This window comes from Paraburkholderia dipogonis (assembly GCF_042680985.1).
Classification (GTDB): domain Bacteria; phylum Pseudomonadota; class Gammaproteobacteria; order Burkholderiales; family Burkholderiaceae; genus Paraburkholderia; species Paraburkholderia phytofirmans.
Genome location: NZ_JBHUFR010000001.1, coordinates 237,203 through 253,455, shown reverse-complemented (window position 1 = coordinate 253,455; position 16,253 = coordinate 237,203). Strand labels below are relative to the sequence as shown.

General features: G+C 60.9%; 17 protein-coding genes. 5 read left to right on the top strand and 12 right to left on the bottom strand.

Translation table 11 applies throughout. The annotated features are described in order from the left end of the window. Positions 1-30 precede the first annotated feature (30 nt). From ACFSNN_RS01035 to ACFSNN_RS00980, 12 genes are all read right to left on the bottom strand, one after another. Positions 31-183, bottom strand: coding sequence for a hypothetical protein (locus ACFSNN_RS01035; protein ID WP_166799303.1), 153 nt, complete (start codon positions 181-183; stop codon positions 31-33). 108 nt (positions 184-291) lie between these two features. Continuing rightward, on the bottom strand, positions 292-1,359 hold the full coding sequence (leuB, locus tag ACFSNN_RS01030) for a 3-isopropylmalate dehydrogenase (protein ID WP_012428638.1): 1,068 nt from the start codon (positions 1,357-1,359) through the stop codon (positions 292-294). Between the two features lie 152 nt (positions 1,360-1,511). Continuing rightward, entirely contained in the window at positions 1,512-2,165 is a 654-nt protein-coding gene (leuD, locus tag ACFSNN_RS01025) for a 3-isopropylmalate dehydratase small subunit (protein WP_134461866.1), read from the bottom strand. Positions 2,166-2,251: 86 nt separating this feature from the next. Further along, positions 2,252-2,410, bottom strand: coding sequence for an entericidin A/B family lipoprotein (locus tag ACFSNN_RS01020; protein WP_012428640.1), 159 nt, complete (start codon positions 2,408-2,410; stop codon positions 2,252-2,254). 6 nt (positions 2,411-2,416) lie between these two features. Then, positions 2,417-3,826, bottom strand: coding sequence for a 3-isopropylmalate dehydratase large subunit (gene leuC, locus ACFSNN_RS01015; RefSeq protein ID WP_134461863.1), 1,410 nt, complete (start codon positions 3,824-3,826; stop codon positions 2,417-2,419). A gap of 333 nt (positions 3,827-4,159) precedes the next feature. Continuing rightward, the gene (gene gltA, locus ACFSNN_RS01010; protein ID WP_012428642.1) at positions 4,160-5,461 is read right to left on the bottom strand and encodes a citrate synthase; all 1,302 of its coding nucleotides are present in this window, start codon (positions 5,459-5,461) and stop codon (positions 4,160-4,162) included. 91 nt (positions 5,462-5,552) lie between these two features. After that, complete coding sequence (locus tag ACFSNN_RS01005; protein ID WP_134461860.1) at positions 5,553-5,825, bottom strand: FAD assembly factor SdhE; 273 nt, start codon at positions 5,823-5,825, stop codon at positions 5,553-5,555. A gap of 1 nt (position 5,826) precedes the next feature. After that, a complete protein-coding gene (locus ACFSNN_RS01000; protein WP_012428644.1) occupies positions 5,827-6,531 on the bottom strand; it encodes a succinate dehydrogenase iron-sulfur subunit in 705 nt (234 codons plus the stop codon). Between the two features lie 24 nt (positions 6,532-6,555). Further along, positions 6,556-8,331, bottom strand: a complete 1,776-nt coding sequence (gene sdhA, locus ACFSNN_RS00995; protein ID WP_134461857.1) for a succinate dehydrogenase flavoprotein subunit — start codon at positions 8,329-8,331, stop codon at positions 6,556-6,558. A 4-nt stretch (positions 8,332-8,335) separates the two neighbouring features. Next, positions 8,336-8,704, bottom strand: coding sequence for a succinate dehydrogenase, hydrophobic membrane anchor protein (sdhD, locus tag ACFSNN_RS00990; protein ID WP_012428646.1), 369 nt, complete (start codon positions 8,702-8,704; stop codon positions 8,336-8,338). 3 nt (positions 8,705-8,707) lie between these two features. Next, on the bottom strand, positions 8,708-9,124 hold the full coding sequence (gene sdhC / locus ACFSNN_RS00985) for a succinate dehydrogenase, cytochrome b556 subunit (RefSeq protein WP_134461854.1): 417 nt from the start codon (positions 9,122-9,124) through the stop codon (positions 8,708-8,710). 157 nt (positions 9,125-9,281) lie between these two features. Further along, on the bottom strand, positions 9,282-10,082 hold the full coding sequence (locus ACFSNN_RS00980) for a GntR family transcriptional regulator (protein WP_134461851.1): 801 nt from the start codon (positions 10,080-10,082) through the stop codon (positions 9,282-9,284). Positions 10,083-10,574: 492 nt separating this feature from the next. Between ACFSNN_RS00980 and ACFSNN_RS00975 the strand changes: the two genes are divergently transcribed. The 5 genes from ACFSNN_RS00975 (at position 10,575) to ACFSNN_RS00955 (ending at position 16,253) form a co-directional block, all read left to right on the top strand. Next, positions 10,575-11,558 (top strand): malate dehydrogenase, encoded by a 984-nt coding sequence (locus ACFSNN_RS00975; protein WP_134461848.1) that lies wholly within the window; start codon positions 10,575-10,577, stop codon positions 11,556-11,558. 246 nt (positions 11,559-11,804) lie between these two features. Continuing rightward, positions 11,805-12,821 (top strand): HpcH/HpaI aldolase/citrate lyase family protein, encoded by a 1,017-nt coding sequence (locus ACFSNN_RS00970; RefSeq protein WP_134461845.1) that lies wholly within the window; start codon positions 11,805-11,807, stop codon positions 12,819-12,821. Between the two features lie 160 nt (positions 12,822-12,981). After that, the gene (gene prpC / locus ACFSNN_RS00965) at positions 12,982-14,169 is read left to right on the top strand and encodes a bifunctional 2-methylcitrate synthase/citrate synthase (protein ID WP_134461842.1); all 1,188 of its coding nucleotides are present in this window, start codon (positions 12,982-12,984) and stop codon (positions 14,167-14,169) included. A 101-nt stretch (positions 14,170-14,270) separates the two neighbouring features. Next, positions 14,271-14,777, top strand: coding sequence for a hypothetical protein (locus tag ACFSNN_RS00960; RefSeq protein WP_134461839.1), 507 nt, complete (start codon positions 14,271-14,273; stop codon positions 14,775-14,777). Between the two features lie 24 nt (positions 14,778-14,801). Then, positions 14,802-16,253 (top strand): bifunctional 2-methylcitrate dehydratase/aconitate hydratase, encoded by a 1,452-nt coding sequence (locus ACFSNN_RS00955; protein ID WP_134461836.1) that lies wholly within the window; start codon positions 14,802-14,804, stop codon positions 16,251-16,253.

Below are 16,253 nucleotides of genomic sequence, written 5' to 3'. Positions count from 1 at the left end.
GCGGGGAAGATGAGCGGGCACGACGGACGATCAGCGTTTCGTGATCGTTTTCGGGGTAATCGTTTTTGCGCGCGTTGCAATGCGCTTGGTGGTAATGGCGAGCTCAACCACACGGGCCGTTTTGCCGTGCAGTTTCGAAATCGAGGAGATTTGAGCCAGTTGTGCCATCACCACAATATACACGAAAACCGGAATCCGGCGACGCCGTTGCTGTCGCTTTCGTCCATCGCCGTTGTCTGAATTACACGCGAATCAGCCCGTTTTCGAGGCCGATCCGCGTTTTATGCCGCTTTACAGCGCTGCGACCACCGCGTCGCCCATCGCCACCGTGCCAACCTGTTTGCAACCCGGCGTGAGAATGTCGCCAGTACGATAGCCTTGCTCCAGCACCTTTTTCACGGCGCTTTCGATGCGATCCGCCTGCTCCGCCTTGTTCAGCGAATAGCGCAGCATCATGGCAGCCGACAGAATGGTGGCGAGCGGATTCGCGACGCCCTTGCCGGCGATGTCCGGTGCCGAACCATGCGACGGCTCGTACAAGCCCTTGTTGTTCTTGTCGAGCGAGGCCGACGGCAGCATGCCGATCGAGCCAGTCAGCATGGCCGCTTCGTCGGAGAGAATGTCGCCGAACATGTTGCCCGTGACGACCACGTCGAACGCCTTCGGCGCCTTCACCAGCTGCATCGCCGCGTTGTCGACGTACATGTGCGACAGTTCGACGTCCGCATATTCCTTCGACACGTCGATCATCACGTCGCGCCAGAATTGCGAGGTTTCGAGCACGTTAGCCTTGTCCACGCTCGTCAGCTTCTTCTGGCGCTTTTGCGCCGCCTGAAACGCGACGTGCGCAATGCGGCGCACTTCGGGCTCCGAATAACGCATCGTGTCGAAGCCTTCCTTCGCGCCTTCGAACAGCCCGTCTGGCGAAGAACGCACGCCACGCGGCGCGCCGAAATAGATGTCGCCGTTCAGTTCGCGCACGATCAGGATATCGAGGCCCGAAACGATCTCTTCCTTCAACGACGAAGCGCCCGTGAGTTGCGGATAGCAGATCGCCGGACGGAAGTTCGCGAACAGTTGCAGGTGCTTGCGCAGACCCAGAATGGCCTGCTCCGGGCGCAGCGCGCGTTCGAGCGAATCGTACTTCCAGTCGCCAACGGCGCCGAACAGGATCGCGTCGGCTTCTTTCGCCAGCGCCAGCGTCGAATCGGGCAGCGGGTGGCCTTTCGCTTCGTAGCCCGCGCCGCCAACCGGCGCTTCTTCGAGTTCGAACTTTTCGCCGAGCACGTTCAGAACCTTAACGGCTTCCTTGACGATTTCGGGACCGATGCCGTCGCCCGGCAAGACTGCGATCTTCATGCGAATTCCTTGAGGTTTGCTTCGAGAATGAGAGTGCCCCCAGACCTGTCGCTGCGCGTCAGCCCCCCCGAGCGTGCAAGAAAGCTTGTGGCGGGCCGGCGTTTTCTTGCGAGCGTGAATCTGCGGGCGGGCCTAGATCGGCCCTCGTGCATTTAACCGACGATGCGGTGCGCCAGCCAAGGCTGCTTCGCAATACGCTCTGCTTCGAACTGGCGAATCTCGTCCGCGTGACGCAGCGTGAGGCCGATGTCGTCGAAACCGTTCAGCAGGCAGTACTTGCGGAACGCCGCGACTTCGAACGGATATTCGGTGCCGCCGTCCGACGTGCGCACCACTTGCGCTTCGAGGTCGACCGTCAGTTTGAAACCGTTGAACGCATACGTTTCGTTGAACAGGTGATCGACCTGCTGTTCAGTCAGCACGATCGGCAGCACGCCGTTCTTGAAGCAGTTGTTATAGAAAATGTCGGCGAAACTCGGCGCGATCAGCGCACGAAAGCCGTATTGCTCCAACGCCCACGGCGCGTGCTCGCGCGAGCTGCCGCAGCCGAAGTTCTTGCGCGCGAGCAGCACCGAAGCGCCCTGATAACGCGGCTGGTTCAACACGAAATCCGGATTCAGCGGACGCTTCGAATTATCCTGACCCGGCTCGCCGTGGTCGAGATAACGCCATTCGTCGAACGCGTTCGGACCGAAACCCGTGCGCTTGATCGACTTCAGGAATTGCTTTGGAATGATCGCGTCCGTGTCGACGTTTTCACGATCGAGCGGCGCCACGACGCCGGTATGTACGATGAATTTTTCCATGACGCTTGCGCCTGTTTCAAGACCGGGCGATGCGCGCGGCGGCCGGAAAGCCGCTCGGCGCATGGCCGGCAAAAATCAAAAACCGCTTATTTATCAGCGTGATTGCTGATCGAATTGCCGAGGTGCGACATGTCCTCGCCGAATCCGTGCACCGTGTTGCAACCGGCCAGACCGAGCAACAGCCCAGCCAGCGTACCGAGAGCGAAGCGGCGCAATAGAGTGGTGCGATTGATGTTCTTCATCATGCGTGTTTATCCAAGCTTGCGAATATCGACGAAATGCCCTTCGATGGCCGCAGCCGCAGCCATCGCCGGGCTCACGAGGTGGGTACGGCCACCGGCGCCCTGACGACCTTCGAAATTCCGATTCGACGTGGACGCGCAACGCTCGCCCGGATCGAGCCGGTCAGCGTTCATGGCGAGACACATCGAGCAACCTGGCTCACGCCATTCGAAACCGGCGTCGGTGAAGACCTTGTCGAGACCTTCACGTTCCGCCTGCGCCTTAACGAGCCCCGAACCCGGCACGACCATGGCCAGACGGATATTCGGCGCGACGCGGCGGCCCAGCTTCTTCACGACGTAAGCCGCGGCGCGAATGTCTTCAATGCGCGCATTGGTGCACGACCCAATGAAGATTTTATCCGGCTTGATCGACTCGATCGGCGCATTCGGTTCGAGCGCCATGTATTTCAGCGCGCGCTCCATGGCGTCGCGCTTGACCGGGTCTTTCTCGCGATCCGGATCCGGCACGCGGCCGTCCACGGCCGTGACCATTTCCGGCGACGTGCCCCACGTGACTTGCGGCACGATCTCGGCGGCGTTCAGTTCGACCACGCGGTCGAAGTGCGCGCCTTCGTCCGTCTTGAACTGCTTCCAGTACTCGACCGCGTGATCCCACTCCACGCCTTCCGGCGAGAACGGACGGCCTTTCAAATATTCGATGGTGGTGTCGTCGACCGCGACCATGCCGGCGCGCGCGCCGGCTTCGATCGCCATGTTGCAGACCGTCATGCGGCCTTCCATGGACAGCGCGCGAATGGTCGAGCCGCCGAACTCGATAGCGTAGCCGGTGCCGCCCGCCGTGCCGATCTTGCCGATAATAGCCAGCACGATGTCTTTCGCGGTGCAGCCGCGCGGCAGCGCGCCTTCCACCTTCACCAGCATGTTCTTGCTTTTCTTCTGCAAGAGCGTTTGCGTGGCCAGCACGTGCTCGACTTCAGACGTGCCGATGCCATGCGCCAGCGCGCCGAACGCGCCGTGCGTGGACGTGTGCGAGTCGCCGCAGACGATCGTCATGCCCGGCAGCGTAGCGCCCTGCTCCGGCCCGATGATGTGCACGATGCCCTGACGCAGATCGTTCATCTTGAACTGCGTGATGCCGTAGGCGTCGCAGTTCGAATCGAGCGTGTCGACTTGCAGCTTGGAAACCGGATCGGCGATGCCATGGCTGCGGTCCGTGGTCGGCACGTTATGGTCCGAGACCGCCAGGTTCGCGCTGATGCGCCACACCGGACGCTCAGCCAGCTTCAGACCTTCGAACGCCTGAGGGCTGGTGACTTCGTGCAGCAGGTGACGGTCGATATAGAGAATCGTCGTGCCGTCTTCTTCCGTGTGGACCACGTGTGTGTTCCACAATTTGTCGTAGAGAGTCTGTGCCATGGTATGCGGGGTAGTAATGACTTCGGGCTGACCGTGTCGGTCGATTATGCCACGCAGAGTTCCGCCTGGGCCGCTCAATCAGGGAGAAAACCGATAAAAAACAGGGAGTTGGGTGGTAGTGTCGATACCTGTATGGACGTTACCCGGCAAGCGCGCACACGTTCGCTGCTTGCTGCGTCGCCGCGCGATTAAACGCTCACAGCGCGGAATCAGAAGCCGGAAACAAAACGCCCCGACGGAAAACCCGTCGGGGCGTTTTTATCAGCAGCAGACTCCGTACGTCCTAATTCGCAGCACACGCAGCCACGACGAACTATGCGGACTCAAACCCGATCAACGTTGCGCGATCGGCTTGGCTTCACGTTGCGTGTCGCCGATAAACAGCTGACGCGGACGGCCGATCTTCTGCTCCGGATCGGCGATCATTTCGTTCCACTGTGCAATCCAGCCGACCGTACGTGCCATCGCGAAGATACACGTGAACATCGAGGTCGGGATGCCCAGCGCGCGCTGCACGATGCCCGAGTAGAAATCGACGTTCGGGTACAACTTGCGCGACACGAAGTATTCGTCTTCCAGCGCGATCTTTTCCAGTGCCATGGCCAGCTTGAACAGCGGGTCGTCGTGCAGGCCCAGCTCTTCCAGCACTTCGTGGCAGGTTTCGCGCATCAGCTTCGCACGCGGGTCGTAGTTCTTGTAGACGCGGTGACCGAAGCCCATCAGCTTCACGCCCGAGTTCTTGTCCTTCACCTGCTTGATGAACTCAGGAATGTTGTCGACCGAGCCGATTTCTTCCAGCATGTTCAGCGCGGCTTCGTTCGCACCGCCGTGCGCCGGGCCCCACAGACACGCGATACCGGCCGCGATACACGCGAACGGGTTCGCGCCCGACGAGCCGGCGAGACGCACGGTCGAGGTCGATGCATTCTGCTCGTGATCCGCATGCAGAATCAGGATACGGTCGAGCGCGCGCACCAGCACGTCGTTGACCTTGTACTCTTCGCACGGGTTCGAGAACATCATGTGCATGAAGTTCGCGCTGTACGACAGGTCGTTCTTCGGGTACGCAAACGGCTGGCCGATGCTGTACTTGTACGCCATGGCGACCAGCGTCGGCAGCTTCGCGATCATGCGAATGGCCGACACTTCACGGTGACGCGGATTGTTGATGTCGAGCGAGTCGTGATAGAACGCCGACAGCGCGCCGACTGCGGCGACCAGAATCGCCATCGGGTGCGCGTCGCGACGGAAACCTCGGAAGAAGAAGTGCATTTGCTCATGCACCATCGTGTGGTTCGTCACCGTCTTGACGAATTCGGCGTTCTGCTCTGCGTTCGGCAGTTCGCCTTTCAGCAGCAAATAGCAGGTTTCGAGGAAGTCGGCGTTTTGCGCGAGGTTGTCGATCGGGTAGCCGCGATACAGCAGCTCGCCCTTGTCGCCGTCGATGTAGGTGATCGCCGAATTGCAAGCCGCCGTCGACATGAAGCCCGGGTCGTACGTGAACTTGCCGGTCTGGCCGTACAGTTTGCGGATGTCGATCACGTCCGGGCCGAGAGTGCCCTTGTAAATCGGCATTTCAACGCTCGGCGAATTGTCGCTGAACGATAGCGTGGCTTTAACATCTGACGGGGTCATAGCACATCCTCAATCGAAGTATGGAAACAGGGTTTCGATAATTGCACGCCTGGAACAACGGACAAGCTGCGCTCAAAGCCGGTTATGCCGGTCAGGCATTCCGCAGCAGCTCCAGCACCCGGATCACATCCGGGTCGGCAAGGTCGCCTTCCGGTTCCTTGCGTACGAGCAGCAAGTCCATCAGGTCGTTATCGCTCAGCTCGAGCAGGCGCGTGAGAGCGCCCACATCTGCATCGCTGAGGTCATGCTCATATCGGCTGAAAAAACGCTCAAAGATCAGATCGTTTTCCAGCAAGCCCCGCCGCGCGCGCCAGCGAAGACGCGCGCGGCGGAGAGGGTCGGACTGATGCGATGTTGAATCCATCTCAGACAGCGCGGCGAACCATCAATTCCTTGATCTTGCCGATCGCCTTGGTCGGGTTCAGACCCTTCGGGCAGACGTCGACACAGTTCATGATGGTATGGCAACGGAACAGACGGTACGGATCTTCGAGGTTGTCGAGTCGTTCGCCCGTCGCTTCGTCGCGGCTGTCCGCGATGAAACGGTAGGCTTGCAACAGGCCGGCCGGGCCGACGAACTTGTCCGGATTCCACCAGAAGCTCGGGCACGAAGTCGAGCAGCTAGCGCACAGAATACATTCGTACAGGCCGTCGAGCTCGTCGCGCTCTTCCGGCGACTGCAGACGTTCCTTTTCCGGCGGCGGCGTGTCGTTGATCAGGTACGGCTTGATCGAATGATACTGGTTGAAGAACTGCGTCATGTCGACGATCAGGTCGCGAATGACCGGCAGTCCCGGCAGCGGACGCAGCACGATCTTTTGCGGCAGATCGTTCATGTTCTGCAGGCAGGCCAGACCGTTCTTGCCATTGATGTTCATGGCGTCCGAACCGCACACGCCTTCGCGGCACGAACGGCGGAACGACAGCGTTTCGTCAACTGCCTTCAACTTCAGCAGCGCGTCGAGCAGCATGCGTTCGTGCGAGTCGATCTCGATCTCGTACGTTTGCATGCGCGGCGCTGCGTCCTTGTCCGGGTCGTAGCGGTAAATTTCAAATGTACGCTTTGCCATTTCTGAATTCCTTTACCTTGTGCCTTAGAAGGTCCGCGCTTTCGGCGGAACCGATTCGACCGTCAGCGGTTGCATGTGAACCGGCTTGTAGTCAAGGCGATCGCCCTCGCTGAACCACAGCGTATGGCGCATCCAGTTTTCGTCGTCGCGATGTTCGAAGTCGTTTTGCGCGTGCGCGCCACGGCTTTCTTTACGCGCTTCGGCGGAAACCATGGTGGCGCGTGCCACTTCGATCAGGTTCGCCACTTCCAACGCTTCGACGCGCGCGGTGTTGAACACCTTCGACTTGTCCTTCAAATGGATGTTGTCGACGCGGTCAGCCACTTCGCGAATGCGCTCCACGCCCTCGGCCAGCAGCGCCGAGGTGCGGAACACGCCGGCGTGCTTCTGCATCGTGCCGCGAATGTCGTTCGCGACCGATTGCGCGTACTCGCCCGAAGACGAGCTGTCGAGCTTCGCCAGACGCGACAGCGCGAAATCAGCGGCGTCGGCCGGCAGCGGCTTGTGCTCCTTGATTTCCTTCACGTGCTTGACGATGTGGTTGCCGGCCGCGCGGCCGAACACCACCAGGTCGAGCAGCGAGTTCGTGCCGAGACGGTTCGCACCATGCACCGACACGCACGAGCATTCGCCCACTGCGTAGAAGCCGTTGACCGGCTCTTCGTGACCTTTCGACGTGCCCACGACCTGGCCGTTGATGTTCGTCGGAATACCACCCATCTGATAGTGGATGGTCGGCACGACCGGGATCGGCTCTTTAATGCAATCGACGTTCGCGAACTTCAGCGCGATTTCGCGGATCGACGGCAGACGTTTCATGATCGTCTCGGCGCCAATGTGCGACAGGTCGAGCAGCACGTGATCCTTGTTCGGGCCCACGCCGCGGCCTTCCTTGATTTCCTGGTCCATTGAACGCGACACGAAGTCACGCGGCGCCAGATCCTTCAGGGTCGGCGCGTAGCGTTCCATGAAACGCTCGCCGTTCGAGTTGCGCAGAATGCCACCTTCGCCGCGCACGCCTTCGGTAATCAGCACGCCCGCGCCGGCCACGCCGGTCGGGTGGAATTGCCAGAATTCCATGTCTTGCAGCGCGATGCCCGAACGCGCCGCCATGCCCAGACCGTCGCCGGTGTTGATGAACGCGTTGGTGGATGCCGCGAAAATCCGGCCCGCGCCGCCCGTGGCGAACAGCGTGGTCTTGCCTTCAAGAATGTAGACGTCGCCGGTTTCCATTTCCAGCGCGGTCACGCCGAGCACGTCGCCTTCGGAGTCGCGGATCAGATCCAGCGCCATCCATTCGACGAAGAATTGCGTCTTGGCCTCGACGTTTTGCTGATACAGCGTGTGCAGCAGCGCGTGACCGGTACGGTCAGCCGCGGCGCAAGCGCGTTGCACCGGCTTTTCGCCGTAGTTCGCCGTGTGGCCGCCAAACGGGCGCTGGTAAATCGTGCCGTCCGCGTTACGGTCGAACGGCATACCCATGTGTTCGAGTTCGTAGACGGCGTTCGGTGCTTCGCGGCACATGAACTCGATCGCGTCCTGGTCGCCGAGCCAGTCGGAACCCTTGATCGTGTCGTAAAAGTGGTAATGCCAGTTGTCTTCGCTCATGTTGCCGAGCGATGCGCCGATGCCGCCTTGAGCAGCAACCGTGTGCGAACGCGTCGGGAACACCTTGGACAGCACGCAGACCGACAGACCGGCGCGCGCGAGTTGCAGCGAAGCGCGCATCCCCGAGCCGCCTGCGCCGACGATAACCACGTCAAACTTGCGACGCGGCAGAGAATTCTTGATTGCAGCCATTCTTTTACACTCTCCAGAGAATCTGCGCAGCGTAGCCCGCACACGCGAGCAGCCAGACGATCGTCAGCGCTTGAAGCAACAGGCGGATGCCAACGGGCTTCACATAGTCCATCCAGATGTCGCGGATACCCACCCACGCGTGGTAGAACAGCGAAAGCAGCGTGACGAACGTGGCGAGCTTCATCCATTGAGTGGCGAAGATCGACGCCCAGCCGTCGTACGAGAAATCGCGCGCGCCGAAGAACCAGGCGAGCAGGATGACCGTGTAGATCGCCATCACGGCGGCGGTAATACGCTGGGCCAGCCAGTCGCGCAGACCGTAATGCGCGCCGACGACGAGACGCTTCGAACCGATTCGGTTATTTGACGACATTTTTTAGAATGCTCCGAACAGTTTTGCGGCGAATGCAATGGTGAGCAGCGACGACACGACGAGAACGACGACGGAGGTCGACTTGCCCTTTTCCTTCGTCACAGCGTTGTGGTTCGTGTCCATGAGCAAGTGACGGACGCCGGCGCAGAAGTGAAACAGGAAAGCCCACGCGAGAACGAGCGTGATGAGCTTGACGATGATGTTGGAGAGGAAACCCTTGAAGACTTCGAAGCTGAGTTCAGAAGTCAGGCTCTGATCGAAGAGGTACAGCAGGAACGGAAGAAAAACAAAAAGCAGACCACCGCTCACGCGGTGCAAGATCGATACTCGCCCCGCTAGAGGGAGACGATACGCCGTCAATATCTGCCCGATACCGATGTTCCGGAATTCCGGCCTCGGTTTTTTTACGGCTTCAGCCATGCTAGACCCCTACTATGTAGTCACACTAATCCGCAATTTTAGCGCCTTTTTATATCGCGCTGCAGCGAAAACCACGACAGGTCCGTTACAGCGCGCGCGATAAAGGCGCCCTCAAACAGGCGCGCGCGTGGGACGCAGCGCCCTCGTTCAGCCCAATTCAGCTTAGATCGTTCTGATAGTAATACCCGGTTGTGACATACCAACCGCGGCGTACTTCAACCGGCCGGTCCCCATATGTATAGGACACGCGCTCGACAGATAGCAGCGGAAAACCCGCTGGCACATGCAGCAGATCGGCCACGGAAGGCTCGGCCGCCACCGCGCGGATCTTCTCCGTGGCGCGGATCATGCGGGTGCCGAATTCCGTCTCGAACATCGCGTAGAGGGGACCTTTATACTCCGACAGCCGCTCGAGCGTGAGGCCGCGGAACACCGCGCCCGGCAGCCAGATTTCATCCAGCACGGTGACTTCGCCGTCGAACTGCAGCAAGCGCTTGATCAGCACCACCGGATCGGCCGGTTTCAGATCGAGTTGGCGGGCGATGTCCGCCGAAGCACGCAAACGCCGGCACTCAAGCAGACGGCTGACGTGCGGGTGCTCCGCGCCGTCATCGGCCAGTAATCTGAGGAAGCGAAACTGGGCGCGGTCTTCGTTGTGCGTTGCAACAAACGTGCCTTTGCCCTGGCGGCGCACGAGCAGGTTGTCGGCGGCAAGTTCGTCGATCGCTTTGCGCACCGTTCCCTGACTGACCTTGTATCTGGCCGCCAATTCGACTTCACTGGGAATGATCTCGCCCGGCTTCCACTCGCCGCTTTCAAGGCTCTGCGTGATCAACCCCTTGATCTGCTGATATAACGGGCTGAAAGTGGGCGACGTGGCCGTGGGCGCAGCGGATACACCCTCTCCCGCGACCCCTTGGCCGCTCGGATTCGTGGTGTTCGCCGGGTTCGAATTCATGCGCGCATTTCATCATAAAGCGCTAGGCCGCGTCTAGGGTTTTCCCCGCAACAGATATGTCTTATATAAGACATAAGATAATGTTGACTTTGTGTCTGACGACTCCTACACTCCTTGTCGAGCAAGGGTTTGCGGGGTTTTCGGCGGCTATTCGATGCAGCGCCGTGACGTACCGGCAGCCACTCTGCACCATGCTGTTCCCACGCAGTTCAGGTTTCGATTTCGCCGCCATTCGCTGGTCAGACGCTTGCCGAAACGCGCTGTTTGCAGGAGCCCGCACCGTGCAGCGGCTACCCGGCGCCTCATATTCCGCTCCCGTGCGGCAGTACAGATTCCAGCATGGCGGTCTCGCCGCAACGCGCCGCTCGGCCTCCGCAGATTTCGAGGCAGGCCGCGTTAGTGAATTCCGCCGTGTTTCACTACGCTTCGCTGAACGCGCATATAGAATGGCGTTTTCCCTAGCGTCTAACGCATCGTCCTGGAGATTTCTCAATGGCTAAGCCCGCAAAGCGCGTTGCCGTCACCGGCGCCGCAGGTCAAATCGCTTACTCCCTGCTGTTCCGCATCGCCAATGGCGACCTGCTCGGCAAGGACCAACCGGTGATCCTGCAACTGCTCGACCTGCCGCAAGCGCAAGGCGCCGTCAAAGGCGTCGTGATGGAACTGGATGATTGCGCATTCCCGCTACTGTCGGGCGTCGTAATCACCGACGATCCCGAAGTTGCGTTCAAGGATGCAGACGTGGCCCTGCTGGTCGGCGCGCGTCCGCGTTCGAAAGGCATGGAGCGTAAGGACTTGCTGTCGGCCAACGCTGAAATCTTCACGGTTCAGGGCAAGGCGCTGAACAAGGTCGCGAGCCGCGACGTGAAGGTGCTGGTGGTCGGCAACCCGGCCAACACGAACGCCTACATCGCCATGAAGTCGGCGCCGGATCTGCCGAAAAAGAACTTCACCGCCATGCTGCGTCTGGACCACAACCGCGCGCTGTCGCAACTGGCTGCCAAGTCGGGCAAGCCGGTCGCGTCGATCGAAAAGCTGGCTGTGTGGGGCAACCACTCGCCGACCATGTACCCGGATTTCCGCGTTGCAACGGCAGAAGGTCAAGACCTGACCAAGCTGATCAACGACGAAGAATGGAACCGCAACACGTTCATCCCGACCGTCGGCAAGCGCGGCGCGGCGATCATCGAAGCGCGCGGCCTGTCGTCGGCAGCGTCGGCGGCTAACGCGGCAATCGACCACGTGCGTGACTGGGTGCTCGGCACGAACGGCAAGTGGGTCACCATGGGTATTCCGTCGGACGGCTCGTACGGCATTCCGGAAGACATCATCTACGGCGTGCCGGTTACGTGCGAAAACGGCGAGTACAAGCGCGTCGAAGGCCTGGAAATCGACGCGTTCTCGCGCGAAAAGATGGACGGCACGCTGAACGAACTGCTGGAAGAGCGCGAAGGCGTTCAACACCTGCTCGGCTAAGCGGCTGGCTGATGCAGACGAACCGGAACTCGTGAGAGAACGCCAGGCTGCCCTCGGCGGCCTGGCGCGAAGCGAGAAGTCTGGCGCGGCGCTCACAGGCGCCGCCGCGGCGGGTTCCAGTTTTTACATGCGAATGCGGCTATTCGCATCTGATCCGAGCGCGCTTTGCGCACTTACCGCGATGGTCCGGCAGAGCGCGCCCGAATCGGATTTCTCCAAACATTACCCACGCTCCTGACGCCGAGAATGCGCGCCCTCACACCCGCCGAAGTGCTGTTTGACGGCGAAGTGCCGCCCGCTGTGCTGCCTGCCTGCGATCACTACGCCGGCAGCGAAAAGCTGATGCTGAAATCGTTGGCCTTGCAGCAGCAACTGGGGCCCGTCTTCGACATCACGCTCGATTGCGAAGACGGCGCGCAGGTCGGCCGCGAAGCGGAGCACGCGGAACTGGTCGCCTCGTTGCTGGGCGGCGAGCATGACCGCTTCGGCCGCGTCGGCGTGCGAATTCACGACTTCGATCACGCGCACTGGCGCGACGACGTCCGTCTCATTCTGCGTGCTGCGAAGCGAGCGCCTGCTTACATCACCCTGCCGAAAATCCGCAACGTCCCCGATGCCGCCGAAATGGTCGCGTTCATCGAGGCGACGCGGCGCGAACTCGGCATCGCGCAACCGGTGCCGGTGCAATTGCTGGTCGAAACGCACGGCGCGCTGACACGTGTGTTCGACCTGGCCGCGCTGCCCGGCGTGGAAGCGCTGAGCTTCGGCCTGATGGACTTCGTCTCCGCGCACAACGGCGCGATTCCCGATACCGCCATGCGCTCGCCCGGCCAGTTCGATCATCCGCTGGTGCGGCGCGCGAAGCTGGAAATCTCGGCTGCCTGCCATGCGTGCGGCAAAGTGCCTTCGCATAACGTCAGCACGGAGGTGCGCGACATCAGCGTGGTCGCCAACGACGCCGCGCGCGCCCGCAACGAGTTCGGCTACACGCGCATGTGGAGCATCCATCCGGCGCAGATCGAAGCAATCGTCGCCGCATTCGCGCCGCGCGACGAAGAGATCGCCACCGCCACCGAAATCCTGCTTGCCGCGCAGTCCGCGCAATGGGGCCCGACGCGCCATCACGACACGCTGCATGACCGCGCGAGCTATCGGTACTACTGGTCGGTGCTGCGTCGAGCGCAAGCTACGGGGCGCGCCGTCCCGCAAGACGCTGCGCCGCTCTTCGCGAAAGTGGGCACTGACGTGCCGGCAGGATCATGAGTGTGAAAGTCGCTGCGGCAATTGGCGCGGCGGCCATGAGCGGTCTATGCGCAGCCCATGAGGCAAGCGGAACCGTCCACCGTGTGGCGCTGCGCGGGACGGGCGTCGAACGCACGGATCAATCAGAAGCATCGAGCAGGCACAAAGGAGATTGCGGGAGATGAGCGAGACGACGCAAACCGCCGGTGCACAAGGCGGCAACGAACCCCAAAGCGGCTTCAAACCGAAGAAATCCGTCGCCCTGTCGGGCGTGACGGCGGGCAACACGGCCCTCTGCACGGTCGGCAAGACCGGCAACGACCTGCACTACCGCGGCTACGACATTCTCGATATCGCGAGCGCTTGCGAATTCGAAGAAATCGCGTATCTGCTCGTGCACGACAAGCTGCCGACCCAGGCTGAACTGACCGCGTACAAAACCAAGCTCAAGGCGCTGCGTGGCCTGCCCGCCAACGTGAAAGCCGCCCTCGAATGGATCCCGGCCGCCGCGCATCCGATGGACGTGATGCGCACCAGCGTGTCGGTGCTCGGCACCGTGCTGCCGGAGAAAGACGATCACAACCTGCCGGGCGCGCGCGATATCGCCGACAAGCTGATGGCTTCGCTCGGCTCGATGCTGCTCTACTGGTACCACTACTCGCACAACGGCAAGCGCATCGAGGTGGAAACCGACGACGATTCGATCGGCGGCCACTTCCTGCATCTGCTGCACGGCGTCGAGCCGTCGAAGGCGTGGGTCGACGCGATGCATGTGTCGCTGAACCTGTACGCCGAACACGAATTCAATGCGTCGACCTTCACCGGCCGCGTGATCGCGGGCACGGGCTCGGACATCTATTCGGCGATCACCGGCGCGATCGGCGCGCTGCGCGGACCGAAGCACGGCGGCGCCAACGAGGTCGCGTTCGAGATCCAGTCGCGCTACCAGACGCCGGACGAAGCCGAAGCGGATATCAGAAAACGCGTCGAGAACAAGGAAGTGGTGATCGGTTTCGGCCACCCGGTGTACACGATCTCCGACCCGCGCAATAAGGTCATCAAGGAAATCGCGAAGAAACTCTCGAAGGAAGCGGGCAACAGCAAGCTGTTCAATATCGCCGAGCGGCTCGAATCGGTGATGTGGGACGCGAAGAAGATGTTCCCGAATCTCGACTGGTTCAGCGCGGTCTCGTATCACATGATGGGCGTGCCCACGGCGATGTTCACGCCGCTCTTCGTGATCGCGCGCACGGCCGGTTGGAGCGCGCACATCATCGAGCAGCGCATCGACAACAAGATCATCCGCCCGAGCGCGAATTACACCGGACCCGAGAATTTGAAGTACCTGCCGCTAAATAGGAGAAAATAGCGGTCGCTGTGCGCTTTCAAAGCGCGTGCAGTTCAACCCGCGCGGTCGCCAGGACCGGTAGCCCGCGCGTTTAACTGAAATTAGATAGAAAGGTTTTCTCCATGAAAAAGCTGATGATCGCCGCCGTGATTGGCGCCCTGTCCACGACGATGTTGAGCGTCGCGACTGACGCCGCCGCGCAAACGGCGACCACCACGAAGCCGGCGGCAAAAGCCACGGCAAAGCGTCCGCAGCCGAAGCGCCTGATCAAGCGCAAAGCGAATCCGGCTAAGGAAGCGAAGGTCGATCCGGTGCCGGAAGGCGCGGAAAAGTGGTCGTGCAACGAAGGCCTGGCTTTCGAACTGAAGGGCGACATGAAGCGTGACCAGATCGTCACGGTTCACTGGGCCAACAAAAATTACAATTTGCCGCGCGAAGCGACCACCACGGGCGCGGACCGCTTCCACGACGCCGCAACCGGCATGGACCTGGTTGTGATCCCGACGAAGGCAATGTTGTTCTCGGACAAGGACAGCTCGCGTCTGGCCGACGAGTGCAAGACGGCATCCATGCAGCAAGGCGCGCCGGCTCCGACGCAATCGAACGCGCTCGACAAGACCAGCAACTAAATATCGTCATCAGGAAAGCTCCCGATGTCCGCTCCGATTTCCAATGTGCGACCCGACCCGGACTCAGTCCTGGCCGATATCGTCGACTACGTTCGGGATTATCGGATCGACGGCGCGCTCGCGCTGGAAACCGCGCGTCACTGCCTGATCGATACGCTCGGCTGCGGACTCGAGGCGCTTACCTACCCGGCCTGCACCAAGCTGATGGGACCGATCGTGCCGGGCACGATCGTCCCCAACGGCGCGAAGGTGCCTGGCACGTCGTTCCAGTTGGACCCGGTTCAGGCCGCCTTCAATATCGGCGCCATGATCCGCTGGCTCGACTTCAACGACACCTGGCTTGCCGCCGAATGGGGGCATCCGTCGGACAATCTCGGCGGGATTCTGGCCACGGCCGACTGGCTCTCGCGCAGCGCCATCGCAGCGGGCAAAGCGCCGCTGGCGATGAAAGACGTGTTGATCGCCATGATCAAGGCGCACGAAATTCAAGGCTGTATCGCGCTCGAAAACTCCTTCAACAAGGTCGGGCTCGATCATGTATTGCTGGTGAAACTGGCATCGACCGCGGTGGTCGGCCAATTGATCGGCCTCACGCGCGACGAACTGATCAACGCGGTGTCGCAGGCGTTTGTCGATGGGCACGCGCTGCGCACGTACCGCCACGCGCCGAATACCGGCTCGCGCAAGTCGTGGGCTGCGGGCGATGCGACCTCGCGCGCCGTGCGTCTTGCGCTGATCGCGAAGACCGGCGAGATGGGCTATCCGTCGGTGCTGACGGCGAAGACGTGGGGCTTTTACGACGTGCTCTTCAAGGGCAACGCATTCCAGTTCCAGCGTCCGTACGGTTCGTACGTGATGGAAAATGTGCTCTTCAAGATTTCTTTTCCGGCAGAATTCCATGCGCAAACGGCGGTGGAAGCCGCGATGAAGTTGCACGCGCAACTCAACGCTGCGGGAAGGAGCGCGGACGACATCAGCAAGATCACGATCCGCACGCATGAGGCCGCGATTCGCATCATCGATAAAAAAGGTCCGCTGAACAATCCGGCCGACCGCGATCATTGCATTCAGTACATGATCGCCGTGCCGCTGATCCACGGCCGCTTGACGGCCGCGGACTATGAAGATTCGATCGCGCAGGACCCGCGCATCGATGTGCTGCGCGCGAAGATGGAATGTGTAGAAGACCCGCAGTTCACGCAGGATTACCACGATCCCGAGAAGCGTTCGATTGCCAATGCACTGACGGTCGAATTCAACGACGGCTCGTCATTCGACGAGGTCATAGTCGAATACCCGATCGGTCACAAGCGTCGTCGCGAAGATGGGATTCCGTTGCTGGTCGAGAAATTCAAGACCAACCTCGCACGCCGCTTTCCGGTCAAGCAACAACTGGCGATTCTCGACGTGTCGCTGGATCAGGCAAGGGTCGAAGCCATGCCGGTCAATGAATACGTCGATCTGTACGTCATCTAG

What these genes read in the sequence shown, in the direction of transcription:
- sdhA (WP_134461857.1), bottom strand. Translation starts at nt 8,331, where the DNA reads ATGGCTGCAATCAAGAATTCTCTGCCGCGTCGCAAGTTTGACGTGGTT.
- ACFSNN_RS01005 (WP_134461860.1), bottom strand. Translation starts at nt 5,825, where the DNA reads ATGGATTCAACATCGCATCAGTCCGACCCTCTCCGCCGCGCGCGTCTT.
- prpC (WP_134461842.1), top strand. Translation starts at nt 12,982, where the DNA reads ATGAGCGAGACGACGCAAACCGCCGGTGCACAAGGCGGCAACGAACCC.
- ACFSNN_RS00970 (WP_134461845.1), top strand. Translation starts at nt 11,805, where the DNA reads ATGCGCGCCCTCACACCCGCCGAAGTGCTGTTTGACGGCGAAGTGCCG.
- ACFSNN_RS01020 (WP_012428640.1), bottom strand. Translation starts at nt 2,410, where the DNA reads ATGATGAAGAACATCAATCGCACCACTCTATTGCGCCGCTTCGCTCTC.
- sdhD (WP_012428646.1), bottom strand. Translation starts at nt 8,704, where the DNA reads ATGTCGTCAAATAACCGAATCGGTTCGAAGCGTCTCGTCGTCGGCGCG.
- leuD (WP_134461866.1), bottom strand. Translation starts at nt 2,165, where the DNA reads ATGGAAAAATTCATCGTACATACCGGCGTCGTGGCGCCGCTCGATCGT.
- ACFSNN_RS00960 (WP_134461839.1), top strand. Translation starts at nt 14,271, where the DNA reads ATGAAAAAGCTGATGATCGCCGCCGTGATTGGCGCCCTGTCCACGACG.
- ACFSNN_RS00955 (WP_134461836.1), top strand. Translation starts at nt 14,802, where the DNA reads ATGTCCGCTCCGATTTCCAATGTGCGACCCGACCCGGACTCAGTCCTG.
- sdhC (WP_134461854.1), bottom strand. Translation starts at nt 9,124, where the DNA reads ATGGCTGAAGCCGTAAAAAAACCGAGGCCGGAATTCCGGAACATCGGT.
- ACFSNN_RS00975 (WP_134461848.1), top strand. Translation starts at nt 10,575, where the DNA reads ATGGCTAAGCCCGCAAAGCGCGTTGCCGTCACCGGCGCCGCAGGTCAA.
- ACFSNN_RS01000 (WP_012428644.1), bottom strand. Translation starts at nt 6,531, where the DNA reads ATGGCAAAGCGTACATTTGAAATTTACCGCTACGACCCGGACAAGGAC.
- leuB (WP_012428638.1), bottom strand. Translation starts at nt 1,359, where the DNA reads ATGAAGATCGCAGTCTTGCCGGGCGACGGCATCGGTCCCGAAATCGTC.
- ACFSNN_RS00980 (WP_134461851.1), bottom strand. Translation starts at nt 10,082, where the DNA reads ATGAATTCGAACCCGGCGAACACCACGAATCCGAGCGGCCAAGGGGTC.
- leuC (WP_134461863.1), bottom strand. Translation starts at nt 3,826, where the DNA reads ATGGCACAGACTCTCTACGACAAATTGTGGAACACACACGTGGTCCAC.
- gltA (WP_012428642.1), bottom strand. Translation starts at nt 5,461, where the DNA reads ATGACCCCGTCAGATGTTAAAGCCACGCTATCGTTCAGCGACAATTCG.